24 protein-coding genes and 1 tRNA gene are annotated in these 24,560 nt (G+C 70.1%); 9 read left to right on the forward strand and 16 right to left on the reverse strand.

The annotated features are described in order from the left end of the window. Nucleotides 1-52 precede the first annotated feature (52 nt). Together OG607_RS22850 and OG607_RS22855 are read left to right on the forward strand one after the other, a co-directional pair. Nucleotides 53-646 (forward strand): YceI family protein, encoded by a 594-nt coding sequence (locus tag OG607_RS22850; RefSeq protein WP_405726431.1) that lies wholly within the window; start codon nucleotides 53-55, stop codon nucleotides 644-646. A gap of 35 nt (nucleotides 647-681) precedes the next feature. Further along, nucleotides 682-1,452, forward strand: a complete 771-nt coding sequence (locus OG607_RS22855) for a rhomboid-like protein (RefSeq protein WP_405726434.1) — start codon at nucleotides 682-684, stop codon at nucleotides 1,450-1,452. On the opposite strand, the gene OG607_RS22860 is transcribed toward OG607_RS22855, so the two are convergent. The 9 genes from OG607_RS22860 to OG607_RS22900 all read right to left on the reverse strand — a co-directional run bounded on the left by OG607_RS22860 (nucleotide 1,382) and on the right by OG607_RS22900 (nucleotide 10,984). Next, nucleotides 1,382-2,209 carry an HAD-IIB family hydrolase gene (locus OG607_RS22860; RefSeq protein WP_405726437.1) on the reverse strand — a complete coding sequence of 276 codons (828 nt, stop codon included), beginning with the start codon at nucleotides 2,207-2,209 and terminating at the stop codon, nucleotides 1,382-1,384. The two genes, OG607_RS22855 and OG607_RS22860, sit on opposite strands and share 71 nt — an antisense overlap. Continuing rightward, nucleotides 2,206-3,483 (reverse strand): serine--tRNA ligase, encoded by a 1,278-nt coding sequence (gene serS / locus OG607_RS22865; RefSeq protein WP_405726440.1) that lies wholly within the window; start codon nucleotides 3,481-3,483, stop codon nucleotides 2,206-2,208. The genes OG607_RS22860 and serS overlap by 4 nt, the downstream gene beginning before the upstream one ends. 552 nt (nucleotides 3,484-4,035) lie before the next feature. Next, on the reverse strand, nucleotides 4,036-4,965 hold the full coding sequence (gene pheA / locus OG607_RS22870) for a prephenate dehydratase (protein WP_405726443.1): 930 nt from the start codon (nucleotides 4,963-4,965) through the stop codon (nucleotides 4,036-4,038). 35 nt (nucleotides 4,966-5,000) lie between these two features. Continuing rightward, on the reverse strand, nucleotides 5,001-6,248 hold the full coding sequence (gene efeB / locus OG607_RS22875) for an iron uptake transporter deferrochelatase/peroxidase subunit (protein ID WP_405726446.1): 1,248 nt from the start codon (nucleotides 6,246-6,248) through the stop codon (nucleotides 5,001-5,003). Continuing rightward, the gene (locus OG607_RS22880; protein WP_405726449.1) at nucleotides 6,248-8,188 is read right to left on the reverse strand and encodes a copper resistance CopC/CopD family protein; all 1,941 of its coding nucleotides are present in this window, start codon (nucleotides 8,186-8,188) and stop codon (nucleotides 6,248-6,250) included. The genes efeB and OG607_RS22880 overlap by 1 nt, the downstream gene beginning before the upstream one ends. 10 nt (nucleotides 8,189-8,198) lie before the next feature. Continuing rightward, nucleotides 8,199-8,666: a copper chaperone PCu(A)C gene (locus tag OG607_RS22885; protein ID WP_405726452.1), complete on the reverse strand. Its 468-nt coding sequence runs from the start codon at nucleotides 8,664-8,666 to the stop codon at nucleotides 8,199-8,201. Then, complete coding sequence (locus OG607_RS22890; RefSeq protein ID WP_405726455.1) at nucleotides 8,663-9,316, reverse strand: SCO family protein; 654 nt, start codon at nucleotides 9,314-9,316, stop codon at nucleotides 8,663-8,665. Before OG607_RS22890 ends, OG607_RS22885 begins: the two co-directional genes overlap by 4 nt. Before the next feature lie 70 nt (nucleotides 9,317-9,386). After that, nucleotides 9,387-10,157 carry a YcnI family protein gene (locus OG607_RS22895; protein ID WP_405726458.1) on the reverse strand — a complete coding sequence of 257 codons (771 nt, stop codon included), beginning with the start codon at nucleotides 10,155-10,157 and terminating at the stop codon, nucleotides 9,387-9,389. A 101-nt stretch (nucleotides 10,158-10,258) separates the two neighbouring features. Next, complete coding sequence (locus OG607_RS22900; RefSeq protein WP_405726461.1) at nucleotides 10,259-10,984, reverse strand: hypothetical protein; 726 nt, start codon at nucleotides 10,982-10,984, stop codon at nucleotides 10,259-10,261. A gap of 256 nt (nucleotides 10,985-11,240) precedes the next feature. Between OG607_RS22900 and OG607_RS22905 the strand changes: the two genes are divergently transcribed. After that, complete coding sequence (locus tag OG607_RS22905; protein ID WP_405726464.1) at nucleotides 11,241-11,714, forward strand: ATP-binding protein; 474 nt, start codon at nucleotides 11,241-11,243, stop codon at nucleotides 11,712-11,714. A gap of 36 nt (nucleotides 11,715-11,750) precedes the next feature. Here OG607_RS22905 and OG607_RS22910 read toward each other — a convergent pair whose 3' ends face one another. The 4 genes from OG607_RS22910 to OG607_RS22925 form a co-directional block, all read right to left on the reverse strand. Then, nucleotides 11,751-12,602, reverse strand: coding sequence for a hypothetical protein (locus OG607_RS22910; protein ID WP_405726467.1), 852 nt, complete (start codon nucleotides 12,600-12,602; stop codon nucleotides 11,751-11,753). A 213-nt stretch (nucleotides 12,603-12,815) separates the two neighbouring features. Then, nucleotides 12,816-13,595 carry a polysaccharide deacetylase family protein gene (locus tag OG607_RS22915; RefSeq protein WP_405726470.1) on the reverse strand — a complete coding sequence of 260 codons (780 nt, stop codon included), beginning with the start codon at nucleotides 13,593-13,595 and terminating at the stop codon, nucleotides 12,816-12,818. A 122-nt stretch (nucleotides 13,596-13,717) separates the two neighbouring features. After that, the gene (locus OG607_RS22920; RefSeq protein ID WP_405726473.1) at nucleotides 13,718-15,175 is read right to left on the reverse strand and encodes an aminopeptidase P family protein; all 1,458 of its coding nucleotides are present in this window, start codon (nucleotides 15,173-15,175) and stop codon (nucleotides 13,718-13,720) included. A 49-nt stretch (nucleotides 15,176-15,224) separates the two neighbouring features. After that, complete coding sequence (locus OG607_RS22925) at nucleotides 15,225-16,610, reverse strand: PP2C family protein-serine/threonine phosphatase (RefSeq protein ID WP_405726476.1); 1,386 nt, start codon at nucleotides 16,608-16,610, stop codon at nucleotides 15,225-15,227. 623 nt (nucleotides 16,611-17,233) lie between these two features. Between OG607_RS22925 and OG607_RS22930 the strand changes: the two genes are divergently transcribed. Both OG607_RS22930 and OG607_RS22935 read left to right on the forward strand, forming a co-directional pair. Continuing rightward, nucleotides 17,234-17,902, forward strand: coding sequence for a bifunctional DNA primase/polymerase (locus OG607_RS22930; protein WP_405726479.1), 669 nt, complete (start codon nucleotides 17,234-17,236; stop codon nucleotides 17,900-17,902). A gap of 111 nt (nucleotides 17,903-18,013) precedes the next feature. Next, nucleotides 18,014-18,565, forward strand: coding sequence for a hypothetical protein (locus OG607_RS22935; RefSeq protein ID WP_405726482.1), 552 nt, complete (start codon nucleotides 18,014-18,016; stop codon nucleotides 18,563-18,565). Between the two features lie 175 nt (nucleotides 18,566-18,740). Here OG607_RS22935 and OG607_RS22940 read toward each other — a convergent pair whose 3' ends face one another. The 3 genes from OG607_RS22940 to OG607_RS22950 all read right to left on the reverse strand — a co-directional run bounded on the left by OG607_RS22940 (nucleotide 18,741) and on the right by OG607_RS22950 (nucleotide 21,368). Then, nucleotides 18,741-19,733 (reverse strand): DUF5926 family protein, encoded by a 993-nt coding sequence (locus OG607_RS22940; protein WP_405726485.1) that lies wholly within the window; start codon nucleotides 19,731-19,733, stop codon nucleotides 18,741-18,743. 90 nt (nucleotides 19,734-19,823) lie between these two features. Continuing rightward, a complete protein-coding gene (locus OG607_RS22945) occupies nucleotides 19,824-20,354 on the reverse strand; it encodes an ATP-binding protein (protein ID WP_405726488.1) in 531 nt (176 codons plus the stop codon). Nucleotides 20,355-20,525: 171 nt separating this feature from the next. Next, complete coding sequence (locus OG607_RS22950) at nucleotides 20,526-21,368, reverse strand: glycerophosphodiester phosphodiesterase (RefSeq protein ID WP_405726491.1); 843 nt, start codon at nucleotides 21,366-21,368, stop codon at nucleotides 20,526-20,528. Nucleotides 21,369-21,457: 89 nt separating this feature from the next. Here OG607_RS22950 and OG607_RS22955 point away from each other — a divergent pair, with 89 nt between their 5' ends. From OG607_RS22955 to OG607_RS22970, 4 genes are all read left to right on the forward strand, one after another. Then, complete coding sequence (locus tag OG607_RS22955) at nucleotides 21,458-22,957, forward strand: S1C family serine protease (RefSeq protein WP_405726494.1); 1,500 nt, start codon at nucleotides 21,458-21,460, stop codon at nucleotides 22,955-22,957. A 65-nt stretch (nucleotides 22,958-23,022) separates the two neighbouring features. Next, nucleotides 23,023-23,107 (forward strand) — tRNA-Ser (locus OG607_RS22960). A 167-nt stretch (nucleotides 23,108-23,274) separates the two neighbouring features. Further along, on the forward strand, nucleotides 23,275-23,763 hold the full coding sequence (locus OG607_RS22965; protein ID WP_405726497.1) for a hypothetical protein: 489 nt from the start codon (nucleotides 23,275-23,277) through the stop codon (nucleotides 23,761-23,763). 365 nt (nucleotides 23,764-24,128) lie between these two features. After that, on the forward strand, nucleotides 24,129-24,551 hold the full coding sequence (locus tag OG607_RS22970) for a hypothetical protein (RefSeq protein ID WP_405726500.1): 423 nt from the start codon (nucleotides 24,129-24,131) through the stop codon (nucleotides 24,549-24,551). Nucleotides 24,552-24,560 lie beyond the last annotated feature (9 nt).

Consider the following 24,560-nt stretch of genomic DNA (forward strand, 5'->3'; position numbering starts at 1 on the left):
CGCTACGGTCGAAGAAGTTGAAAGCCGTACCAACTAGTCCCCAGGAGTTCCCATGGCCCTCTTCGGTCGTTCCAAGTCCGACACCGCCACCATCGACGGTCCGGACCTGTCGCACCTCACCGGCACGTACACCATCGACCCGACCCACAGCGAGGTCGGCTTCTCCGTCCGCCACGCCATGGTGACGACCGTGCGCGGCCAGTTCGCCGAGTACGACGGCAAGCTGCAGCTGGACGGTGCCAACCCGGCCGCCTCGACCGCCGAGGTGACGATCAAGGTCGTCAGCATCGACACCAACCAGGAGCAGCGCGACGGCCACCTGCGCACCGGCGACTTCTTCGACGCCGAGGCGCACCCGGAGATCACCTTCACCAGCACCGCCGCCGAGCAGGTCGACGCCGAGACGTACCGCCTCACCGGCGACCTGACGATCAAGGGCATAACGAAGCCGGTCTCGATCGACTTCACCTTCAACGGCGCGGCCAAGGACCTCTACGGCAACGAGCGCGTCGGCTTCGAGGGCTCGACGACCATCAACCGCACCGACTGGGGCCTGAGCTACAACGCGGCCCTGGAGACCGGCGGCGTCCTCATCGGCGAGAAGGTCAAGCTCAGCTTCGACATCTCCGCGATCAAGGCCGCCTGAGGCGGTTCACAGCCGGGTGAACGAAAATAGCGTGGATGGTTGTAGACGACACCAGCTACGAACCCGGCCCCGGTCCGACGACGAAGCGCCGCCGCGTCACACTCCCCCTCCGTGACGCGGCCCGCTCCGGTGTCCGCCGGCTGCCTGTCCGGTCCGTGGTCTCCTGGGTCCGCTCCACGCCCGGCACCCACATCTGGCTGCTCATCCTCGCCGTCAACAGCGGCATCCTCGCCGTGGTCTCCCCCACGGCCCGCAGCTTCCTGCTGCACCACAACAGCACCAACCTCATGGAGCTGTCCACGCACCCGGTCCGCGTCCTGGTCCTCAGCGCCCTGTGGATCGAGTCCCCGTCCGGATTCGCGATCTACTTCGCCTTCTACGAGCTGGTGCACGCTCCCGCCGAACGCCGGCTCGGCACCGCCCGCTGGCTCGTGGTCGTGGCTGTCGCGCATATCGGCGCGACCCTGATCAGCCAGCGGGCCGTCCTCATGGGCATCCGCGACAACCGGCTGCCCCGCTCCCTGGCCCACACCGTCGACATCGGCGTCAGCTACGGCCTGGCCGGCGTCGTCGGCGTCCTCACCTATTTACTTCCCCGCCGCCCCTGGCCGCTGCGCTGGCTCTACGCCGCCGCGGCCCTCGGCTTCTTCGGGTACCCGCTGCTGAGCGGTGACCGCACCTTCACCGACCTCGGCCACTTCTCCGCCGTGCTGATCGGCTTCGCCTGCTACGCGCTCACGCCGGCCGCCCGGCAAGCAGACGCTCAAGGACCACGGCGATCCCGTCCTCGTCGTTGGAGGCCGTGACCTCGTCCGCGACGGCCTTGAGTTCGTCGTGGGCATTGGCCATGGCGACTCCGTACGCCGCCCATCCGAACATCGGTATGTCATTGGGCATGTCGCCGAACGCGATGGTGTCGGCGGCCTTGAACCCCAGCCGGCGGGCGGCCAGCGACAGCCCGGTGGCCTTGGTCAGGCCGAGCGGCAGCAGCTCGACGATGCCGATGCCGGACACCACGATGCCGACCAGGTCCCCGGCCGCCGCGCGCGCGATCACGGCGAGTTCGTCCTCGCCGACACCCGGGTCCCCGTGCTGGATGAAGATCTTGGCGAGCGGCTCCGCCCACAGCTCGTCCCGGCTCGTCATCCGGCCGTCGATCGGCTTGTCCCAGGCCAGGTTGAAGCCGGGGCCCGCCAGATAGCCGCCGTGCAGCCCGTCCCGTACGAAACCGAGCCGCAGCGGGCCGGTCTCGGCCTCGATCTTGGCCAGCGCGAGCTGCGCCGAGGAGCGGTCGAGGGTGACGGAGGTCAGCAGCCGGTGCTCGCCCGCGTGATAGACCTCCGAGCCCTGGCCGCAGACGGCGAGGCCCTCGTAGCCCAGGGCCTCCAGGACATGGAGCGTCCGGGAGGCCGGGCGGCCGGTGACCACGATGTGCGCCGCGCCCGCCGCGGTGGCCGCGGCGAGCGCCTCACGATTGCGCGACGAGACCTGGTGGTCGCTGTTCAGCAGCGTGCCGTCGAGGTCGGTGGCGATGAGCCCGTACGGAAGAAAGGACCGGCTCACTTGGCGACCGGCTCCAGGACCTCGCGCCCGCCGAGGTAGGGCCTCAGGATCTCGGGGACGAGGACGGAGCCGTCGGCCTGCTGGTGGTTCTCCAGCAGCGCGACGATCGTGCGCGGCACCGCGCACAGCGTGCCGTTGAGCGTGGCCAGCGGGCGGGTGCCCTTCTCGTCGCGCATCCGCACCGACAGCCGCCGGGCCTGGAACTCATTGCAGTTCGACGCAGAGGTCAGCTCGCGGTACTTGCCCTGGGTCGGGATCCACGCCTCGCAGTCGAACTTGCGCGAGGCAGAGGCCCCCAGGTCACCGGTGGCCACATCGATCACCTGGAACGGCAGACCGAGCGAGGTCAGCCACTGCTTCTCCCAGTCCAGCAGCCGCTGGTGCTCGGCCTCCGCGTCCTCGGGCGCGATGTACGAGAACATCTCGACCTTGTCGAACTGGTGGACCCGGAAGATGCCCCGGGTGTCCTTGCCGTACGTGCCCGCCTCACGGCGGAAGCAGGGGGAGAAGCCCGCGTAGCGCAGCGGCAGCTTGCCCGCGTCCAGGATCTCGTCCATGTGGTACGCGGCGAGCGGGACCTCGGAGGTGCCGACCAGGTAGTAGTCGTCCTTCTCCAGGTGGTAGACGTTCTCCGCCGCCTGCCCCAGGAAGCCGGTGCCCTCCATGGCGCGCGGCCGCACCAGCGCGGGCGTCAGCATCGGGATGAAGCCGGCCTCCGTGGCCTGCGCGATGGCCGCGTTGACCAGGGCCAGCTCCAGCAGGGCGCCGACGCCGGTCAGGTAGTAGAAGCGCGAGCCGGACACCTTTGCGCCGCGCTCGACGTCGATCGCGCCGAGCAGTTCGCCGAGCTCCAGGTGGTCCTTGGGCTCGAAGCCTTCGGCGGTGAAGTCGCGCGGAGTGCCGATGGCCTCCAGGACGGTGAAGTCCTCCTCGCCGCCGACGGGCACGTCAGGGTGCACGACATTGCCGAGCAGCAGGAGCAGCCGCTGGGCCTCTTCCGCCGCCTCGTTCTGCTCGGCGTCGGCGGCCTTGACGGCGGCGGAGAGCCCGCCGGCCTTCTTCAGCAGCTCGGTCTTCTCATCGCCCTGGGCCTTGGGGATGAGCTTGCCGAGCTGCCGCTGCTCGGCGCGCAGCTCGTCGAAGCGGTGACTGGACGACCTGCGCCGCTCGTCGGCGGAAAGGAGAGAGTCGACAAGCGCGACGTCCTCTCCACGGGCGCGCTGGGACGCGCGCACACGGTCGGGGTCCTCACGAAGCAGGCGAAGGTCAATCACGGCTACAGGCTACCGGTGCGGGAGCCTTCCACGCGACAACTTAGGTGCTTTATAGGGGGTTTTGTCCGATTCGAAGAAAAGGGGAGAGAAATGCGATTGCGGCCATAAAGTGGCCGTCAACCGAATTCTGGGGGTCCCACCTGGGGTGTGGGGTCCTTGTGGACAACGGGAGTTGGAGCAGGTCCGGGAGCCCGAGTTATCCACAGGGGGGAGTGGTGACCTTTTCGTTATCCACAGGCTGTGCGTGGAAACTGTGGAAGACGGAACTGATCATTCCGGGGGCGAAGTGCTGGGCTATGGATTCCCGGCTCAAACCCTGCTGACACTCCCTTTCGGGTGATATCTCTTCCCTCTGTCGAGTTGTTCGAAGGTATTGGGCTGACGAGTGGGTGGTGAGGGGTGACCTGCGCCACTGTGGACGGAGTTGGTGCCCGTGTGCCGATTTGTCGACTAGGTCTGCTTCCTCTGTCGACTTATCCCCAGTTATCCCCAGGCGGGTCCCCATGCCTGTGGATAACTTCGTGGATAACTCAGGCCCTGACTCTGTGAGGCTCAGCCGCGGCCGTCGAGCGCGCGGCTCAGCCAGTCCGCGGCCTGGGTGAACTCCGCGTCCGTCGTCCCCCTGCGCAGCTTCGGCGGCACCTCGTCCGCCCGCGGATACGACCCCAGGAAGCGCACCTTCGGGCAGATCCGCTTCAGCCCCATCAGCGCCTCGCCCACGCGCCGGTCCGTGATGTGGCCCTCCGCGTCGATCGAGAAACAGTACTGCCCGATCCCCTCGCCCGTCGGCCGCGACTCGATCCGGACCAGGTTCACCCCGCGTACGGCGAACTCCTGCAGCAGCTCCAGCAGCGCGCCCGGGTGGTCGTCCCCCAGCCAGAACACGGCCGACGTCTTGTCCGCCCCCGTCGGCGCGGCCGGCCGTGCCGGGCGGCCGACCAGCACAAAGCGGGTCTGCGCGTTCGCCGCGTCATGGATCGCCGTCACCAGCGGATCCAGCCCGTACGTTGCCGCCGCGAACTCCCCCGCGAACGCCCCGTCGAACCGGCCCTCCTGGACCAGGCGCGCCCCGTCCGCGTTCGACGCCGCCGACTCCCACACCGCGTCCGGCAGCTTCGCCGCCAGCCACTTGCGCACCTGCGGCTGCGCCACGGGGTGCCCGGTGACCGTCTTCACGTCCGCCAGCTTCGTCCCCGGCCGCACGAGCAGCGCGAACGCGATCGGCAGCAGCACCTCGCGGTAGATCGCCAGCGGTGCGCCCGTCGCCAGCTCGTCGAGGGTCGCCGTCACCCCGCCCTCGACCGAGTTCTCGATCGGGACCAGCGCGGCTGCCGCCTCGCCGTTGCGTACCGCGTCCAGCGCGGCCGGCACGGAGACCATCGGCACCAGCTCCCGCGTCGCCGCCTCCGGCAGCGTGCGCAGTGCGGCTTCGGTGAAGGTGCCCTCTGGGCCGAGATAGGTGTAGCGGCTCGCCGGCGACATGCGTTCAGCCTAACGGCTGCGCCGGGCGGACCCGTCTACGCCTCCAGGAGGCGCTGGCCCACGTACTCGCCCTTGGCCGCGCCGCCCGGTACGGCGAAGAGCGCACTGGACTCGTGTCGCAGGTAGCGGGACAGCCCGTCGCCGCTGTCGAGCTTGCGCTGGACGGGGACGAAGCCGGTGAGGGGGTCGGACTGCCAGCAGACGAAGAGCAGGCCGGCGTCGGGGGCGCCGTCGTCGCGGAAGCCGTCGTGGTAGGACCAGGGGCGGCGGAGTAGGGCGGCGCCGCCGTTGGACTCGGGCTTGGCGACGCGTACGTGGGCGTCGGACGCGATGGCGAGGAGGTTGTCGGCGTCGCGCTTGTCGAGGTCGACGGGGGTCGTCTCCGTACCGCCGGAGCCGGCGGAGAGGGGGGCGCCGTCGGACTTGCGGCGGCCGATGACCTTCTCCTGGCGTTCCAGGGAGAGGTTGTCCCAGGAGTCGAGGAGCATGCGGATGCGGCGTACGACGGCGTAGGAGCCGCCGGCCATCCACTCCGGGGAGCCGTCGGAACCGGATTCGGGGACGAAGATCCGCCGGTCGAAGGTGGGCTCGCTCGGCTTGGGGTTGTTGGTGCCGTCGATCTGGCCCATGAGGTTGCGGGCCGTGCGCGGCTCGGCCGTGGCGCCGGGGGTGCGGTTGAAGCCGTTCATCTGCCAGCGCAGGCGCGCGGCGTCCCCGGCCTCCTTCTGGACGATGCGCAGGGCGTGGAATGCCACGAGCCCGTCGTCGGAGCCGATCTGCACCCACAGGTCGCCGTTGCTGTGGGCGGCGACGAGTTCGTCGGAGGAGAAGTCGGGGAGCGGGGCGAGGGAGCCGGGGAGCTGCTTGTCCAGGCCCGCCTTGGCGAAGAAGGTGCGGCCGAAGCCGAAGGTGACCGTGAGGGAGGACGGCCCGGCGTCCAGGGCGATCTGGTTGTCGCCGGAGGGGACGCGGCCCGCCGTCATGGCCTCGGCGGCGGCCGACCAGCGGCGCAGCAGCGCGGCGGCGCCCTTGCGGCCCGTGCCGGCGGCGAGGTCGAAGGCGATGAGGTGGCCGTGGGCCTGGAGCGGGGTGGTGATGCCGGCCTGGCGGTCGCCGTGGAACGGCACGGTGGCCGCGCCGACCGAGGCCAGGGCCGTCAGGTCGTCGTGCAGGGTCTGCGCGGCGACGGCACCGCCCGCGCCGCCCGCCACGAGTCCGGCGGCGCCCGCGGCTCCGGCCGCGCCCAGCAGGCCTCTGCGGGTGATGGTTTTCTCGTTGCTCATCAGTTGATCTTCACTGTCTTCGTTTCGGTGATCTGGTCGATGTCCGAGGTCCGCACGGTCACCGCCATCGTCCATGTGCCGCGGATCGGGAGTTGGACGTTGGTCGAGGCCCAGTGGCCGGTGTCGACCTTGCTCAGGGTGACCGGGATCGGGCCGATCTTCTTGGCGGTGAGGGTGAAGCTGACCTGCACCTCCGGCACGTTCTCGGCGTTGCCGTCCGGGTCGGTGATCAGCACATGCAGCTCGTTGGTCCCGGTCGTGGCCGGGTCCAGCGTGACCTCCGCGTCGCCCTTGCCCTTCGTGCCGCCCGTGTTGAAGGGCAGCGACACGTCCACCGGGTCCGGGGTCGTGGTGACCGGCGCGGTGACCGTGCCCGCCGTGGTCTGCTCGGAGGCCGCGCGGCCCGGCTGCGTACCGGTCAGCGCTGTCGTCACCGCCAGCACGACCACTGCCACCGCGACCTCCGCCAGCACGGACTTGCGCAGCCCGGTGCGCTCCTTGTCGGCGTCGCGCGCCTTCTTCGCCTCGGTTTTCGCCAGCGCGGCCTCCTGCCGGGCCAGTTGCCCGGCTCGCTCGCCGCCCGCGTCGCCCTCGGCTTTGGTCTCTGCCTTGTCCTCTGCCCTGCCCTTGCCCTTGGCGGACGCGCCCGCCAGCACCTTGGCCGCCGCCACCGGCGCCTGCACCTGTGCCTCGCCCAGCCGGGCGGTCCAGCGGCGCGACAGCCAGGCCAGCTCGATGAGCAGCACGACCAGGCCGATCTTGACGCACAGCAGCTGCCCGTAGCCGGTCGAGACGAGCGCGTTCCACGAGCCGACCTGCCGCCAGGACTGGTAGACGCCCGTCGCGACGAGCGTCACCACCGAGATGAAGCCGATCCGCGAGAAGCGCTGCACGGCCTCCCGCTCGATGGCCAGCCCCTTGAACAGCGCCGTCAGCAGCGCCACCAGGCCGCCGAGCCACACCGCCATCGCCAGCAGGTGCAGTACGTCCAGCGGCATCGAGATGTTCGCCTGGATGCCGACCGACGCGTGCTCGACCATCGCCCACGTCGACGCCAGCCCGCCCGCGACCACCACGCCGCCGATGCCCAGACCCCAGGCCAGGTCCTGCCGCTCGACGGGATCCTCGCGCTTGGCGTACGTACCGAACATCACCGCGATGAACACCGCCCCGGCGGCGAGCAGCAGCAGCCGCGACAGCAGTGCCGCCCCCGGCCGGGTGTCCAGCGCGGCCCGGATTCCGCCGAGGTCCAGCGCATCGCCGAGGCTGCCGCCGTTCGCGTACGGCCCGCGCAGCATCAGCAGCGCGAGCGTCGCCGCCGCCATGGTGGCCCAGGCGCCCGCGACCAGGCGCTGCATGGGCCGCAGCAGTGCGCCGCGCGGCCAGCACACGCCGAGGAAGACCGAGACCCCGACGAGGAGGGCGAAGCCGGCGTACGAGATGTACCGCCCGATCCCGTACAGCGTGCCGACGATGCCTCCGCCGGCGTCCTGCTGCGGCAGCGCGACCGTGGTCTTCGACGCCTTGCCGATGTTGAAGGTGAAGGCTCCCGCCACCGGGTGGCTGTCGGCGGAGACCGCCTTCCAGGCCACGGTGTACGTGCCGTTCTTCAGGCCCGAGCGCAGCGAGACGGCCGCTGTGGTGCTGCCCGCCGTCGCGTGCGGCTTGCCGGTGTCGACGCGGCGGCCGTCCGGGCCCAGCACGCGGATCGAGTCGTCCGACAGCAGCACGCCCTCGGAGAACTCCAGCGCCACCTGCGCAGGCGGGGTTCTCACCGTCAGGCTCTCGCCGGGGGTGGTCTTCAGCAGCGCCGCATGCGCAGAAGCGGGTACGGCGCCGCCGAGGACGACGGCGAGCAGGACGCCCAGCAGGGCGAGCATGCGCGCGGCGGCCCGGCCCCCAAAGGCCGGACGGGCTGATTCGGTGAACGGCAGCGCCATCGTGGTCCCCTTACTTCCCCGGCTGATAGCCGGCCGGTTTTACCGGCACGGGCACGGTAATGGGGTCGGCGTCGCGGAAGTGCAGTTTGAGCGACACCTTTTCCCCGGCTAGAGGCTTGCGTTTGAGATCCATGAGCATCAGGTGATTGCCGCCGAGGCTGAGCACGAGCTTGCCGCCGGCGGGCACGGCGAAGGAATCCGCCGTGCGCATGCGGCCGTCCGTCGTGCTGTGCATGGTGATGGACGCGGCGAAGCCGCTCGTGACCGAGGTGAGGGTCGCGTCCGTACCCCCGGTGTTGGTCACGGTGAAGTAGCCCGCGGCCATGTCGGCGAGCGCCGGCTGCGGGATGTACGCGCCGGTGACCTTGAGCTCGGCGGCGGAGTGTCCCGAGGAGCAGGCGCCGACCGCCGTCAGGGCGAGCAGCGACGCCCCCACGGCGAGCGCCTGGCGGCGCCCCACAGGGTTCACGGGGCTCACGGGGTCTCACCCTTGATGATCTTGGGGAGGTCGGCCAGGAACTGGTCGGACGTGGTCCCGGACATGTAGAGGACGTGCGCCTTGTTGTCCTTCGGCGAGTACGCGATGACCTGGGCGCCGTGCGTGGAGGTGATGGAGCCGTCCTTCTCCTTCACCGGCTTCTCGACGTCGACGCCGATGGACCGGGCGCCCGCCTGGATGGTGGTGAAGTCGCCGGTCAGCCCGATGAAGGTCTTGTCCATCGCGGCCAGCCACTCGCCGAGCCGCTTGGGGCTGTCGCGGGCGGGGTCGGTGGTGATGAACACGACCTTCAGCGCGGCCTGCTCGGCGGCGGAGAGCTTGGACTTGGCGATGGCGATGTCGCTCATCGTCGTCGGGCAGACGTCCGGGCAGTGCGTGTAGCCGAAGTAGATCAGCGTCGGGCTGCCCTTGGTCTCCTTGAGCAGGTCGTACTTCTTGCCGTGCGTGTCCGTGAGGATCAGGTCCGGCTTCTCGAAGGGCGTGTCGAGTACCGTGCCCGGCTTCTGGGACGCGGTGATGACCGCGACGGGCTGGTCCGACGAGTCGTCGGACGAGCTGCTGCAGCCGGCGAGGCCGGCGGCGAGGACGGCCACGGCGGCGAGTGCTGCCCCTGTGCGGCGTGTGCGCATGAGTCTTTCCCCAGGAAGAGAGTTACGGGCCGGGCGGCATGCGCATGCGTGCCGCCCGGCCCCCGGCCGGTCAGGCCGACGGGTTGCCGGTGCCGGCGCCGGTGTCGCGGCGGCGGCCCGCCAGGACGCCGAAGCCGACACCGAGGGCGCCGACGACGATGCCGACGATGCCCAGGATGCGGGCGGTGGTGTCACTGGCGTCGGAGGACGAGGCGGTGACCTCGACCGAGCTGTGGCCGGCGACCGGCGAGGCGGACGCGGAGGCCGAGGCCGACGCGTGGTGGTCGCCGTCCGCCGACGCGGCGGTCAGTTCCAGCGTCGGGGCCGGGTGCTCGGGCTCGGCCTGGCCCTCCTGCTCCTCCTCGATCCAGCGGACAACTTCCTTGTTGTCGTAGGTCTGGAGGGTCTTGAAGACCAGCGAGTCGGTGTCGTCGGGCAGCGGGCCCAGCGAGACCGGGAACTGCTGGAACTCGCCCGGCTTGATCTTCCCGCCGCTCCACGTGATCTTCGTGACGGCCTCGTTGACCGTCCCGTCGTCCGTCTGCAGCGGAGTTGCGAGCTTGGACTTGGTGACCTTCACGGTCCAGCCGGCCACCGGCTGCGTGGACACCGAGGCGATCGGGTGATCGGTCGGCAGATTGACCTCGACCTTGATCGTCGCAGCGCTGTCGTCCTCGTTCGGGACCTTGAACGACACCGTGCTGTAGCTGCCCTTGGCGGCCGATCCCGGTGTTACGGACACATGCGCGAAGGCCGGTACGGCGGCGAGCAGGACGGCGGTGCCGGTGGCGCCGCCGACGATGGCGGCGCGGCGCAGGGAGGAGTTCAGGGAGGAATTCATGGGTGCAGGTACTCCACAGTCTGTCGTGGCGAATGAGGACTACGGCGTGCGCATGCGGCCCGCCGACGTCCCCTCCCTCTGTGGAGTCCGGGACGCCGCCGTCAGGCCGCCGGAGCGAGCGCCGGAGGCCCCCGCCGCGCCACGCTGTGCCGCAGCAGCACAGCCCGCGGCCGCCGCCCCTCCTCCGGGAACCGAGCCTTGCGCAGCCCGGACGCCGAGGGCACATCCGCCACTCCGGCCACCAGGACCCGTACGAGCGCGAACGCCACCAGCAGGGCCCGCAGCGGCCGGCCCGACAGCCCCACCAGCCGCCACAGTGCGGCCTCACCGCTCCGCAGCAGCCAGCCGGCGAGGAGGGCGGCCAGCAGGTGGCCCAGGACCATCGAGAGCGAGTACGACGCCATGGCTTCCGCGGCGGCGTGGCTCCCGGCGCCCATCCCCGACATGCCCGACACGTGCGACGGATCGAGCCCGGCCTCGCGCACGACCCGTTCCGCCGTCTCCGGCGTGAGCCGCGCTGAGGGGTCGTTGCACAGCAGCCGCCCGGCGATCTCCATCAGCCCCGAGCCGCGGGCCGACGCGGGCCGCGCGCAGATCTCCCCGGCGTTGAACATCGTGTGGAGCGCCAGCTGCCCGACCGCCAGCCCCGCCGCGATCCCCGGCAGCGACCGCTCCCGCCCCGCCAGTGGCGCCGCGACCGCGAACACCGCCAGCAAGCCGCCCAGCAACGGCCACGCGTTCACCGCATGCCCCGCCGCGAGCATGTGCGCGGTCGCGGACAGCGCGACACAGACCGCGGTGAACACCGCGGCCCGAAGCAGTCTCATATCGGCGCCGGCACGACGCACTGAGCAAGCGGGGAGGGCCATGACGGTCGTCATCCTCTCACCGCCGCAGCACCCTGTGTACGGCAGGTCCCGGCTTGCGATAAGGTGCGCGGCGCGCGCTCGGCGTCCCTTTTACACCCGTGCGCCGGGGTCCGGCATCCGCCGAATGAGCGGTATCACGTCAACAACGCGATTGCGCCCGGCTCTTCGCGGCAATACGTAGGGGTATGTCGAGCCGCAGCCAGGAGGCTGGAGCATGAGCATCTGGTGGTCCCTCCACTTGCGGCGCGAGGCTGCGAGCGTGCCGCTCGCCCGACGGCTTCTCCTTGGGACAATGGAGACAGCCGGGGTCGATCCGGACATCTCCTATGACCTCTCCGTCGCCCTTTCCGAAGCATGCGCCAACGCCGTCGAACACGCCGCCGAAGGCGAGTACAGCGTCACCGCCCGCATCGACGGTGACCGCTGCCGCATCGAGGTCGCCGATTCCGGCCCCGGCTTCACCCACGGCACGTACGGCGCAGCCCACGCCATCCCCCCGTACGGCGCCGCGCGACGCGTGCGTCCTCTCTCGAAGAAGGACCACACCGCCGAACACGGCCGTGGCCTCTTCATCATCGAGGCGCTCGTCGATCACGTCCACTTCCACAACCGGCCGGGCCACGGCGCGGTCGTGAGCTTCGACAAGATCCTGAAGTGGCGGGACGACTCCCTGCTCAAGGCGTCGTGAGCCGGTCCCGCCACCTCATCTCACTTCACCTCGTCTCTACTGGGTCATGCCGATGCGCGACTTGACGGCCTTCATGTCCACGCTCAGGTCGGAGATCCGTTCGCTCATCGCCCCCACGACCTCGTACACGGAGTCGAGCCGAAGCTCCATCCCGTCCAGACGGGTCGAGATCCCGTCCACGCGAGTTGAGATCCCGTCCACGCGGGTCGAGATCGTGTCCACGCGAGTCGCGATCGTGTCCACGCGAGTAGCGATGGTCTCCATGCGAGTCGAGATCCTGGAGAGCACCGGGCCGAGCTCCATCATGCTGGAGCCGACCGCGTGAAGGTGCGCCTCGACGTTGTCCTGGCGGGCCTCCATGGCGGTGAAGCGTTCGCCGATCGGGCCGGCCAGGATTCGCTCGCCGATCTTGACGGCGGCGTCGGCCCAGAGCTGTTCCATCGACACGTAGCCTGCGGGCGCGACGCCCTGGTGCGGCCGCGTCGCTTCCTCGGCGTCGAGGAGGTACGTGCGGACGCGCCGGGCGATGTCGCTGTCGCGCAGGAGCATCGCGACGTTGAGGACGGTGCGGCGGGTGAAGAGCATCAGTTGAGCCCGGCCCTGTGGATAACTGGAGTTTGAAGTGGACAGGTTGTCCACTTCAAAGCGCCGCAGGTCAGAGCCCCGGAGGGTCTGCAGGCCGTTCTCCGTGAGTTCGGCCGTATGGCGCTGCCGAAGCTTGTGGATAACGTCCTTGTGGACAGCGAAGTAGTCGGCGACGCCCTGAGTCGTCACGTGTACCCCGTCCGGCAGCAGCGCGAGCGCCTTCACCTTGTCGAGGACCTCGGTGCGCCCTGCGACGCTGTCGCGCAGCGCGCGCGACTCGATCAATGCGGTTTCCGGTGGCATGCGTATGCCTTCCCGTGTGGAATCGGTCGGTGGTGTGCCCGTATCCAGGGCTCAGGAGCGGGGGCTGCTCATCCGTCCACGTACTCGCCGACCGGTGCTGTCCACAGGCCACCGGCAATCCGCCACTTCACACACCCTCGACGCCTCGAACTCCAGTTGCCCCCACGCATAAGGGACAACGAGCCGATTAGCGTACAGTCACGGCATGTTGACTCAGGGCCGGTAGACCATGCCGGGTTCGGGGGCGGCGGGGGCGAGGAGTTGGGAGACGGTGACGAGGGTGTAGCCGCGGGACCGGAGGGTGTTGATGATGCCGGGGACGGCGGGGATGGTCCCGGGGTAGCGGTCGTGGAGCAGGATGATGCCGTCGGGGCGGGTCTGGTCGAGCACGCGCTTGGTGATGAGAGCCGTGTCGTTGGTCTGGTAGTCCTTGGCGGTGACGCTCCAGAGGATCTGGGCGAGGCCGAGTTCGCGGCAGACCTTGGAGACCTTCTCGTCGGTGCGGCCCTCGGGCGGACGCATGAGGTCGGGCCTGTGGCCGGTGATCTTCGCGATGGAGTCCTGGACGGAGGAGAGTTCCTGGCGGATCTCGGCGGGGTCCAGATCGGTCAGGACCTTGTGGGTCCAGGTGTGGTCGGCGACTTCGTGGCCCTCGGCGGCCATGCGGCGTACCGTGCCGGGGTATTTGGCGACGTGGCCCCGGCCCTGCAGGAAGAAGGTCGCGTGGACGTGCTTCTGCTTCAGGACGTCCAGCAGGTGCGGGGTGGGCTCGCTGGGGCCGCCGTCGAAGGTGAGGGCGACGCACTTGGCCTTGCGGCAGTCGACGGTGCCGCTCGCTTCCCCGTTTTTGGCATCCCCGCTTTTGGCGTTGTCCCTCGCGTCCTTGGGTGATGTGACGTCGTAGGAGGCGCAGCCGCCGAGCGCGGCGAGGGCAAGGGTTATCGCCAGGGCCGTGGCTGTGGATCGTGCCCGGCCTATGAAGGGTGATGACATGCGCATCACTATAAGCACGGTGTATACACGGTCGGGCAAAATGTAAGGAAACACAGAAGCGGGTGGTCGGCCGCCGGATCCGGCGGCCCAACCACCCGCTTCCAGCGGTCCGGTCGGTCGGGTCAGCCCTTCAGGCCGGCCATCCAGGACTCGATGTCCTCGGAACGCCTGGGCAGTCCGGCGCTCAGGTTCCGGTTGCCGTCGGCCGTGACGAGGATGTCGTCCTCGATGCGCACGCCGATGCCGCGGTACTCCTCCGGGACGGTGAGGTCGTCGGACTGGAAGTACAGGCCGGGTTCGACGGTGAGCACCATGCCGGGCTCAAGCGTGCCGTTGACGTATGTCTCGGTGCGCGCAGTGGCGCAGTCGTGGACGTCGAGGCCGAGCATGTGGCCGGTGCCGTGGAGGGTCCAGCGGCGCTGCAGGGCCAGTTCGAGGACGCGCTCGACGGGGCCGTCGAGCAGGCCCCATTCGACGAGCTTCTCCGCCAGTACGCGCTGGGCGGCGTCGTGGAAGTCGCGGTAGGCGGCGCCGGGCTTGACGGCGTCGATGCCGGCCTGCTGGGACTCGTAAACGGCGTCGTAGATCTTGCGCTGGATGTCGGTGAAGCGGCCGTTGATGGGCAGCGTGCGCGTGACGTCCGCGGTGTAGAGGGTGTGGGTCTCCACGCCGGCGTCCAGGAGCAGCAGTTCACCCGCTCGGACCGGGCCGTCGTTGCGCACCCAGTGCAGGGTGCAGGCGTGCGGGCCGGCGGCGCAGATGGAGCCGTAGCCGATGTCGTTGCCCTCGATGCGCGCGCGGAGGAAGAAGGTGCCCTCGATGTAGCGCTCGGAGGTGGCCTCGGCCTTGTCCAGCACGCGCACGACGTCTTCGAAGCCGCGGACGGTGGAGTCGACGGCCTTCTGGAGCTCGCCGACCTCCCAGTCGTCCTTGACCAGGCGCAGCTCGGAGAGGAACTCCTTCAGCTCGGCGTCGCGCTCGGCGGTCACCTTGTCGTGCAGGGCCGCTTCGATCCCGGCGTCGTAGCCGCGTACGACCCGCACCGCGCCGGACTTCTCGCGCAGCTCGTCGGCCGCCTTGCGCACGTCGCGGCAGGGCAGGCCGAGCAGCTGCTCGCCCTCGGCGAGGCTGTTGCGGCGGCCGGTCCACAGCTCGCCCTGGCCGTCGAGCCAGAATTCGCCGTTCTCGCGGGAGGAGCGGGGGAGCAGATAGGCGGTGGCGTCGTGGCCGCCCTCCGCGCGCGGCTCCAGGACCAGGACGGCGTCCTGGGTCCGGTCGCCGGTGAGGTGGGCGTATTCGGTGGCCGCGCGGAACGCGTACTCGGTGTCGTTGGCGCGCGTCTTGAGGTTGCCGGCCGGGATGACCAGCCGCTCCCCCGGGAAGCGCGCGGACAGCGCGGCGCGCCGCTTGGCGGCGTACGGGGCCTGCTCGACGGGCTGCAGGTCGTGCAGCTCGGTGTCGGCCCAGCCCGACTTCATTACTTCGGCGAGCTCGTCGGAGACGGCCGGGTAGAGGCCGTTCTTCCGCTTCTTGATGGGTTCGTCGCCCTCAGGGTTCTCCGGGGCGCGGTCCTCGGCCACGTGATGCCTCCTCGCGATAGACCAGAGCACCCATCGTACGTACGTAGTCCTAGTCGAAGCGCGCCGCCAGCAGGACGACGTCCTCGGGGCTGTCCGCCTCGTCCAGCCCGTCCGGCAGGACGGTGCGCAGGATGTGGTCGACCAGCACCGCCGGGTCGTCCAGGGCGGGGCGGGGCGCGGTGTTCGCGGCGGCGTGGAGGCGGGCGAGGGCGCGGTCCATGGGCTCGCCGGTGCGGTGCAGGAGGCCGTCGGTGTAGAGGAGCAGGGTCTCCCCGGCACGGGCCTCGAATTCGGCACTGGGTGCCTCCCAGCAGGAGAGCATGCCCAGCGGCGCGGACAGCGAGGTCTCCAGGAATTCCACCCGCCTGGCGCCCACGACGAGCGGCGGGCAGTGCCCGGCGCCGGCCAGCAGGATCTTGCGCAGCTCGGGCTCGGCGTACCCGAACAGGGCGGTGGCCGACCGGGCCGGCTCGGTCAGCCGCAGCAGCAGCTCCAGGTCGGACAGTACGGCGACCGGGTCCTCGCCCTCCATCACGGCGTACGCCCGCAGGGATGCCCGCAGCCGCCCCATCGCCGCGACCGCGCTGGGCCCGGAGCCGGTGACGCCGCCGACCGCCAGCCCCAGCGCGCCCTCGGGCAGCGGCAGGGCGTCGTACCAGTCGCCGCCGCCGCGCGGCCCGGTGCGGTGCCGCACCGCGAGGCGCATGCCGGGCACCCGGGGGAGCCGGGCGGGCAGCAGTTCGTCACGGAGCGTGGCGACGGTGGTACGGGCACGGGTCAGCTCGACCAGGCGGGCGAGGTGCGCGGTGGCGTGCCGGCAGTACAGGCTCGCGAGGTGGCGCTGGCGCTCGACGGGCTGGGCGGGCTCGTCGTAGAACCAGACGGCGGAGCCCAGCGGTTCGCCGGCGTCGGCGCCGGCGATCAGCTGGAGCGAGTAGCTGGCGCCGAAGCCCAGGTGGGCGGCCACTTCACGGTGGCGGGGGTCGAGTCCGGACTCGTGCAGCAGGTCGGCGTGGATGACTTCGCCGGCCGGTTCCGGCGCTTCTCCGGCTTCTGTGAGTGCCCCTCCGGGCGGGACCGGAACCGTCTCGATCGTGCCCAGGTCGGCCCGCCCCAGGCCGAGCCCGACGGAGCTGTCCGGGCCGAGCCCGTCGGCCGGATCCAGCACCACCAGGCCCCGGCGGGCGCCGAGCAGGGTGCCGCCGGCGCGCAGGAGTTCACTCAGGGCGTCATCGAGTGTGTTGGTTTGCGTGAGCCGTTCGGTGAGCTCGTGGAGCATGGTGAGGTCGGAGATCCAGCAGGCCAACCGGTCCTGGACGGCCGCCAGTTGGTCGACGGGCCGGAAGTCACCATGGCGGGTTTGCTGTTCGGGTGTGGGCGCGACGGGAGCGGGAGTGTGCGCCGATGTCGGAATCAGTGGGTCGATTCCGGCCACTTTTGGCAGGCGCGCGGCCGTCATGGCTGCCGGCTTTCACGATCTTCGTCGCTGCGGGCGCAAGGCTCCGCAGAGCAGCGCATTTCTGTCAATAGCATCGCAAACCCCCTGGTCATGCTGCGCCGCTATCAATGGATTCACTTGTACCGCCTCGTTGAGGCCATGTCCAGGATTGCCCAGGTAGATGGGCTGGTGTCGGGGCGGCGTATGACCTGAGTCACTCCCAGTACCTTGGCTGAAAAAGGACACCCAGTGCCACGGTCCGGGGTCGACTGAGGGGGTTCGACAGCGCGTCATATCCATGTCAGTGGGTACGTACGAGGTGAGATTAGGCGGCCAGGAACCTGGCGCCCGGCTCAAGCGTCCTAAACGACGCGGGCCGCTTTCTCACCCACGGCGGGTGGTTCGCACAGCCCAACGGGATTACACAGAGCAAGCGCAAGTGCCAGATGCAAGGCAAGCGCCATGCGCGCGCCACCCCCCGCCATGTTCCACGCTCGGCTTGAGACGTGATGCGCTGCCTCGTAAGCGGTGTGCTCCAGGTTACGTTGTGTAATGGGCAGATCCTTGGCTCCCTGAGTTCCCTGAGCTCCCTTAGCGCTGACGGAAAGGACGAGCACAAAATGCGCGAGATCCTCGGAAAGCGGCGCAAGGGCGGCACGGAGTTGCTGCGGGCTGCGCTCACGTGCGCCGAGCAGTGGCAATGGCCGGTTGTGCCCGGTGCCGGGCACGACCCCAATGGCGGCCGGCGCAACCCGGCGGAGCGCGATTGCGCCTGTCTGCGCCCCGACTGTCCGGTGCCGGGGGTGCATCCGCACGATCCCGGCCTGCTCGCGGCGACGCACGACCCACGCATGGTGCGCTGGTGGTGGAGTTCGCGCCCCGATATGCCACTGGTGCTTGCCACCGGTGGCCCGGTCTCGGCCGTGAGCCTCCCATTGGCCGCCGGCACCAGGGCCCTTGAGGTCTTCGACAAGCTCGGGGTCCGGGTCGGCCCCGTGGTGGCCACCCCCACCCGTATCGCGCTGCTCGTGGCCCCGTACGCGCTGGAGGAGCTCGGTGAACTCCTCGACCGGCAGGAGTGGGTGCCGACCTCGCTGCGCTATCACGGCCAGGGCGGATACGTCGTGCTGCCGCCCTCGCCAGTAGGGGCCGGGCAGGCCCGCTGGGTCCGGGCGCCGATGGTGGACGCGGGAGCGCGGGCGCCGTGGCTGCCGAGCGTCGCGGTCGTCATCAACACCCTGGTGCAGGCGGGCACGACGGAGCCGGACGGTACCCGGCTCACGTACTGAAGGCCCTGACTCCCGGGCCGTTCACTCTTTCGGGTTGGGTCAGGGGGCCGTTGTCCGGCGAATGGCGCGCGGTCCCCTGATCGGCCCTTGTGCTGCCGCTATGTTCGGCTCATGAGCCGGATGGAGCCCGCGTCGAATCTGCGCCTGATCGCCCTCGCGAGCGTCGTCGCGCTCATCGCGCTGGTGCCCCTGGCCGCCGCGACCGCCGGGCCCCCGAGCGCCAAGGACCGCGGTCTGCTGGACGTGTTGCCGGTGCTCGGCACGGCTGATGACGCCGGCCCGTATGCCAATGACGCCGATGACGCCGAGCCCGAGGACACCCGGCAGACCGCCTCGTGCGGCCCCCGCCTCTCCTCGCCCGAGGGCCTGCGCGCGCAGACCTGCACGATCAGCGAGGACGGCGACACCTGGGCGCGTACGTACTTCCGCAACACGACCGGCGAAGCGCTCAGCGGCGTACTTACGCTGATGCGGCCCGATGGGCGGACGGTGCAGGTGGATTGCCCCATCGGGGCGGACGAGCGGGCCGGGAGCTGTGAGACGCCGCGCGAACGGACAGTTCCGGACCGGAGCTACGCGGCGGTCGCGGAGATCGCCAGGGCCGGGGAGAACGCGGACCGGCTGCTGCTGCGCGCCGGATCCGGCACCCAGCCGGAAAATTGAACGTCCGGTCGCTGGCGACGGGGGATGCACCAGCGACCGGACTGTTTAAACGGTAACAAGATTTCTCTCGTACGCAAATTCGTACGACCAGGTCCAGCCAGCCCAACTCCCCGCCGTGGCCCGTGATTACCGGCCCGTAGCGAGGAGTGTGACCAGGATCACTTCTTGCGTCGTGTCAGCTGAGTGTGATCTGGCGGTTGGTGAAGCCGCTGCGCGCCCGCCGCTCGTCGGCCGTCAGCGGTGCATCGGAGGCCAGCACCCGCTCCAGCCGCTCGCCGAAGGCGGCCGCCGGCTTCTCCACCTCGTCCGCCGACACCCCGGCCGGCAGGTCCCAGACCGGGACGAGCAGCCCGTGCGCCCTGAACGAGCCCACCAGACGGGTGCCTTCGCCCAGCGAGGACTCCCCGGCGGCGTGCAGCCGGGCCAGCGCGTCGAGCAGCTTCTCCTCGGGGTGCGGCATGACCCAGCGCAGGTGGTTCTTCTCCGGCGTCTCGCACCAGTACGCGGCGTCGACGCCGGTCAGCCGTACGGTCGGGATCGCGGCAGCGTTCGCCCGCTCCAGGGACGCGGCGACCTCGCCGGTGGCGTCCGCCGCGTCCTGCGCGCTGCCCAGCCAGAACTCGAAGCCGGTGTGCACGACGGGCGTGAACGGCGCGTCCAGGTCCAGGAGATCCTGCATCCGCGGCCCGTCCGCCGCCGGGCGGGTGCCCTCCACCGGCGATCCGGGGTTGGCGGAAAGCGCACGGGTGAGGGTGTCGGCGAGGGCCAGGCTCATGTCGCCCGACGCCGTGTCGTTCTGCAGCCCGAGCAGCACCGCGCCGGTGTCACGGCGCAGCCCCGGCCAGGCCATCGGCAGGACGGTGGCCAGCGTCACGGAGGGAACTCCCTCCGGCAGGCCACCCTTCAGGGTGAGTTCGACGGTCGCGGCCGGCACCAGCTCGCGCAGCGCCACCCAGTCGCATTCGCCCGGCAGCCCCTCGAACGGCCGCCGCACCAGCTCCGTCACCGCGTGCGCCGCCTCCCGGCCGTGGCACGCCTTGTACCGCCGCCCGGACCCGCAGGGGCACGGCTCGCGCGCCCCGACGACCGGGATCTCCCCGTCGGTGATCTGCGGGCCAGCATTCGCCTTGCCCCTGGTGGACGGATTCGTCGGGCGCTTCTTGGCCATGGCTCGATCTCTCCCGGTAACGGCGGTGTTCCGGCGAGAGCCTAGCGCTCAACCCGTCCGCGGCAGGCCTATGGAGAGTCGACGCGAGCCCTACCCGAGGTCCTCGAAGGGATCCGCGAAGTCGATCGGCACGTCGATCCGCGGCGCGAGATCGTCCCGCCGCGCGTGTCTGCCGCGCACCGCGAGCATCGCCCACACCGTCACCTCGCCGGGCGCGTCCCGCACGCCCCAGGCCATCGACAGACTGCGTACGATGCCGAGCCCGCGCCCGCCGCGTGCGGTGAGGGACGGACTGGCCGGCATCGGCCGGGTGGGCCCGCCGCCGTCCGTGACCTCGACCGTGAGCAGACCGTCCTCGCCGAGCCGCCAGGACGCGCGGATACCGCTGCCGGGCGACATGCCGTCGTCCTCGAAGTCCGCGCCGAGCGCGCGCGCGTGCCTGCACGAGTTGCTGAGCAGCTCGGACAGGATCAGCACCGCGTCGTCGATCACCGTGTCCGGAACCCCGTGCGAACAGAGCTCCTTGCGCAGCTTCCGCCGCGCTTCAGCGACGCCCGTCGGACCATGGGGCAGGGCCATGGTCGAGGACGTCGGCACCTCCTGGGCCACCACCAAAGCCACCCCCGAGACCTCCTTCACCCCACGCCACGGGATGGATGCCCCCCTGGTCCGTACCGGAAACCGGCCAACTGCGATCTCTTGGGGCACTCACATCGGTCGAACACGGTCCGAACGCGCCGGTGCACACCCTGTACATATCGGCGCACCTGTCGGCGTTCCTTTAGGCGACGCTCACCGGCCCAGTTGCGCCAGTACCTGCTTCGGCCGATTCGTGATGATCGCGTCCACCCCGAGCTCCACGCACAGCTCCACGTCCTCCGGCTCGTTCACCGTCCACACGTGCACCTGGTGCCCGGCCCGCTTCAGCCGCGCCACGTAGCCGGGGTTGGCCCGCAGGATCCGGATGCCGGGCCCGGCGATCCGCACCCCGGCCGGCAGCCGGCCGTCGCGGTGCCTGGGCAGCACGTACTGCATGAGGAAGACGGTCGGCAGGCCGGGCGTGCCGAGGCGCACCCTGCGCAGCGAGCGTGACGAGAAACTCATCACCCGTACGCGTGAGGGCTCACCGGGCGGCGGCCCGGCCAGCCCGAAGCGGGCGAGGGTCTCCAGCAGCCGGTCCTCGACCTGCCCCGCCCAGCGGGTGGGGTGCTTGGTCTCGATCGCCAGCTCGATACGGCGGTCGGTGTCCGCGACGAGCTGCAGCAGCCGCTCCAGGGTCAGTACACCGCTGAGCTCCTCCGGGTCCGCGTCGAACCGGTCGGGCTCCTCGGCGTCCGCGTGCTGGCCCTTCCACGAGCCGAAGTCGAGCGCGGCGAGATCGGCCAGCTCCATCGCGGACACGGCGCCCCGGCCGTTGGACGTACGGTTGACCCGACGGTCGTGCACACACACCAGCGTGCCGTCGGCGGTGAGACGCACATCGCATTCGAGCGCGTCGGCGCCGTCCTCGATGGCCTTGCGGTAGGCCGCAAGCGTATGTTCCGGGACATCCTCCGAGGCTCCACGGTGGGCGACGACCTGGATCGGAGTGCCGGAATCATAAGTCACCGGGCTATCGTGCCATCGCCGGTCCATCAGGCGTTTACGGCGGTCTGACGCCCGATGGGAAAAGCTGTGTTCAGCCTGTCGGTCATTACTTCCGTCTTACCCCGAGGAGAACAGCTGTGAGCACCGAGAACGAGGTCGGCCCGGCTCCGGCTGCGAGTGAGTCGCCCGCGCCTTCCGTTACGGATGCGGAGCCGCAGACGGCCCAGCTGCCTGCCGTACCGCCGGCTCCTCCCATGGCGCCTCCCGCGCCCCCCGTGGCACCCGCGGTTCCGGCGTCCGCCCCGGCCCCGGTGCCGGCCGCTGTCGCCACCGCCGAGCCGCCCGCCCCGTCCGCGTACGGTGCCCCGGCCGTCCCCGCTGCCCCTGCCGCCGCCTTCGGCGCCGAGGCCCCGCCCGCCCCGTCCGCGTACGGCGCCCCCGCCCCGCTGCCCGCCTCCCCCGGCGGACCGGAAGGGCCCGTCTGGGGCGCCCCGGTCCCGGGCGCGCCGGCGCCCGCGCCGAAGAAGCCCGGCAACGGTGGCCTCGTCGCCGCCGTCCTGGTCGCGGCGCTCCTCGCGGGCGGCGTAGGCGGCGGCGTCGGCTACTGGGCCGCCGACCGCAACAGCGACAACGCCTCCAGCTCCACCACCGTCACCACCTCCGGCAGCTCCAAGGACCTCAGCCGCGCCTCCACCTCCGTCGCGGCGATCGCCAAGAAGGCCCTCCCCAGCGTCGTGACCATCGAGGCCACCGGCAGCTCCGAGAGCGGCACCGGCACCGGCTTCGTCTTCGACAAGCAGGGCCACATCCTCACCAACAACCACGTCGTCGCCCCCGCCGCCGACGGCGGCAAGCTCACCGCGACCTTCTCCGACGGCAAGAAGTACACCGCCGAGGTCGTCGGCCGCGCCTCCGGCTACGACGTCGCCGTCATCAAGCTCAAGGGCATCAGCGCCGACAAGCTCACCCCCCTCGCCCTCGGTGACTCCGACGCCACCGCCGTCGGCGACGCCACCATCGCCATCGGCGCCCCCTTCGGCCTCTCCGGCACCGTCACCACCGGCATCGTCAGCGCCATGCACCGCCCCGTCGCCTCCAGCGACGGCACCGGCGCCAGCGCCTCGTACATGTCCGCCATACAGACCGACGCCTCCATCAACCCCGGCAACTCCGGCGGCCCCCTCCTCAACGGCCAGGGCGCCGTCATCGGCATCGACTCCGCCATCCAGTCCACCGGCAGCTCGGACAGCACCTCCCAGTCCGGCAGCATCGGCCTCGGCTTCGCCATCCCCATCAACCAGGCCAAGCGCGTCGCCCAGGACCTCATCAAGACCGGCCAGCCCGTCTACCCGGTCATCGGTGTCTCCGTCGACTCCTCCTACACCGGCGAGGGCGCCAAGATCTCCACCGGCACCGACGCCATCACCTCCGGCGGCCCCGCCGCCGTCGCAGGCCTCCAGGCCGGCGACATCATCACCAAGTTCGACGACGCCGTCATCGACTCCTCCCCCACCCTCATCGCCGAGATCTGGCAGCACGAGCCCGGCGAAAAGGTCACCCTCACCTACACCCGCTCCGGCCAGTCCCACACCGTCTCCCTCACCCTCGGCGAGCGCAAGGGCGACAGCACCAGCTGATCCCTCGCAGCCCCCTCCCCCGACCCGTTAGGCTGTCCCCGCGTCACCCCAGGTGGGCGACGCGGGGTGGGTTGCCCGAGCGGCCTAAGGGAACGGTCTTGAAAACCGTCGTGGCGCGAGTCACCGTGGGTTCAAATCCCACACCCACCGCAGTGGTGGAGAGCCTCTGACCAGCAGGATCGGTCGGGGGCTCTCCTCGTTCCTCCTCGCCGCGAGCGACCGTGGTTCCCCGCGATTCCCCGCCTGATCGGGCACGGAACGGGCACGGTCCTTCCGTGCGTGAGCATGGTCAGGCAGAGGGATCGCATACTGGCGTCATGCTCTCGCCACAGCGGTTCCGCGACGCGCAGCACACGAAGTACCACTTCATTGATCATGTGCTCGTGCGCTGCCCGAAGTGCGCCGGGATCGCACACGTTGCCCCGATGGCACCTGCGGCTGAGGACGCGGTTCCCTCGGTGTTCGCGCGCCGCCGTCTCGTGTGTAGGGCGTGCGGTCTGTCGCGAAATGCTGCTGGGGGAGGGTTCCGCCTCTTTCGAGGGCGAGGCGAAGCAACAGATCCTTACTTCGGTCTGCCGTTGTGGTTGCAGACAGAGGTGCGACACGGCTGGCTGTGGGCCTACAACCCGGAACACCTGGAACTGATCCGGAAGTTCGTACAGGCACCGTTGCGTGAGCGAGCCCCATGGGATGCGCAAGTAAAAAAGATGACGATCGTCGCGCGGCTGCCAACCTGGATCAAGAGTGCGAAGAACAGAGATGAGGTTCTGCGCGCCATCGACCGGATTCGGTCGTCTCTCGCCTGACCAGCTCAACCACACACCTACCCCAGCTTCCATCCCGTCCGCCGCCGACCCACACACCGTGGAGCGGGCGTGGTTCCGCGTCTGCTCGGCTCTGCCTGGGTTGATGGTGGACGGGATGGGAGCTCCCCGCGCACGCCACTTCGGACCCGCGGTCGCGTACGGCGCCCCCTCCATCCCGGTGCCGGCCGATCCCCCGCCGGGGCTTGATGAGGTAGGGAAAACGGGGCTGTGCACCAGGTGCCTTCGATCTGCTGGGCGACGTCGGCAGACCTCAACTCGCCGGTATGCAAAACAAGTTGACATTCCGATCACGAGTGCTGTGTCATCTCACCTCAATCGAACACCGGCACAATGGGGGACTCTTAATGAAGCTCAAGAGGCTGGCACAGGTCGGTCTGGCCCTGGCGGCGAGCACGATCATGGTCGCGGGGATGGAAGGTTCCGCCTCCGCGAGCGGGCTCAACGTGTCCGTCAACAAGAGCTGGGGCAATTCGACGTTCTACCCGGACGGTGACTGGCTCTACATCACCGACCTCTCCGCCGACGGCTACGCGGTGTACGGCAAGATCCAGCAGCTGGTCTGCGCCAACGTCGGCTGTGATGGGTACACCTGGCAGGACCTGCGCACTGGTTGCTACGACACCACCAGCATCGGCGACAACGGCACCGAGATCCGCCAGTGCAACTACGACATCACCGAGAACATCACTGTGCGCGTGTGCGAGGCCCGCTACAGCGGTGGCAGCCGCTACGGCGACTGGTACTGCAGCAACGAGACCAAGTCCTGATTCCGGGCA

Source organism: Streptomyces sp. NBC_01537 (assembly GCF_045040445.1).
Classification (GTDB): domain Bacteria; phylum Actinomycetota; class Actinomycetes; order Streptomycetales; family Streptomycetaceae; genus Actinacidiphila.

Excerpts from the sequence above, each read along its gene's own strand:
- OG607_RS22850 (WP_405726431.1), top strand. The coding sequence starts at position 53 with ATGGCCCTCTTCGGTCGTTCCAAGTCCGACACCGCCACCATCGACGGT.
- OG607_RS22855 (WP_405726434.1), top strand. The coding sequence starts at position 682 with ATGGTTGTAGACGACACCAGCTACGAACCCGGCCCCGGTCCGACGACG.
- pheA (WP_405726443.1), bottom strand. The coding sequence starts at position 4,965 with ATGTCGCCGGCGAGCCGCTACACCTATCTCGGCCCAGAGGGCACCTTC.
- efeB (WP_405726446.1), bottom strand. The coding sequence starts at position 6,248 with ATGAGCAACGAGAAAACCATCACCCGCAGAGGCCTGCTGGGCGCGGCC.
- OG607_RS22880 (WP_405726449.1), bottom strand. The coding sequence starts at position 8,188 with ATGGCGCTGCCGTTCACCGAATCAGCCCGTCCGGCCTTTGGGGGCCGG.
- OG607_RS22890 (WP_405726455.1), bottom strand. The coding sequence starts at position 9,316 with ATGCGCACACGCCGCACAGGGGCAGCACTCGCCGCCGTGGCCGTCCTC.
- OG607_RS22895 (WP_405726458.1), bottom strand. The coding sequence starts at position 10,157 with ATGAATTCCTCCCTGAACTCCTCCCTGCGCCGCGCCGCCATCGTCGGC.
- OG607_RS22900 (WP_405726461.1), bottom strand. The coding sequence starts at position 10,984 with ATGAGACTGCTTCGGGCCGCGGTGTTCACCGCGGTCTGTGTCGCGCTG.
- OG607_RS22905 (WP_405726464.1), top strand. The coding sequence starts at position 11,241 with ATGAGCATCTGGTGGTCCCTCCACTTGCGGCGCGAGGCTGCGAGCGTG.
- OG607_RS22910 (WP_405726467.1), bottom strand. The coding sequence starts at position 12,602 with ATGCCACCGGAAACCGCATTGATCGAGTCGCGCGCGCTGCGCGACAGC.
- OG607_RS22915 (WP_405726470.1), bottom strand. The coding sequence starts at position 13,595 with ATGTCATCACCCTTCATAGGCCGGGCACGATCCACAGCCACGGCCCTG.
- OG607_RS22930 (WP_405726479.1), top strand. The coding sequence starts at position 17,234 with ATGCGCGAGATCCTCGGAAAGCGGCGCAAGGGCGGCACGGAGTTGCTG.
- OG607_RS22935 (WP_405726482.1), top strand. The coding sequence starts at position 18,014 with ATGAGCCGGATGGAGCCCGCGTCGAATCTGCGCCTGATCGCCCTCGCG.
- OG607_RS22940 (WP_405726485.1), bottom strand. The coding sequence starts at position 19,733 with ATGGCCAAGAAGCGCCCGACGAATCCGTCCACCAGGGGCAAGGCGAAT.
- OG607_RS22950 (WP_405726491.1), bottom strand. The coding sequence starts at position 21,368 with ATGGACCGGCGATGGCACGATAGCCCGGTGACTTATGATTCCGGCACT.
- OG607_RS22965 (WP_405726497.1), top strand. The coding sequence starts at position 23,275 with ATGCTCTCGCCACAGCGGTTCCGCGACGCGCAGCACACGAAGTACCAC.
- OG607_RS22970 (WP_405726500.1), top strand. The coding sequence starts at position 24,129 with ATGAAGCTCAAGAGGCTGGCACAGGTCGGTCTGGCCCTGGCGGCGAGC.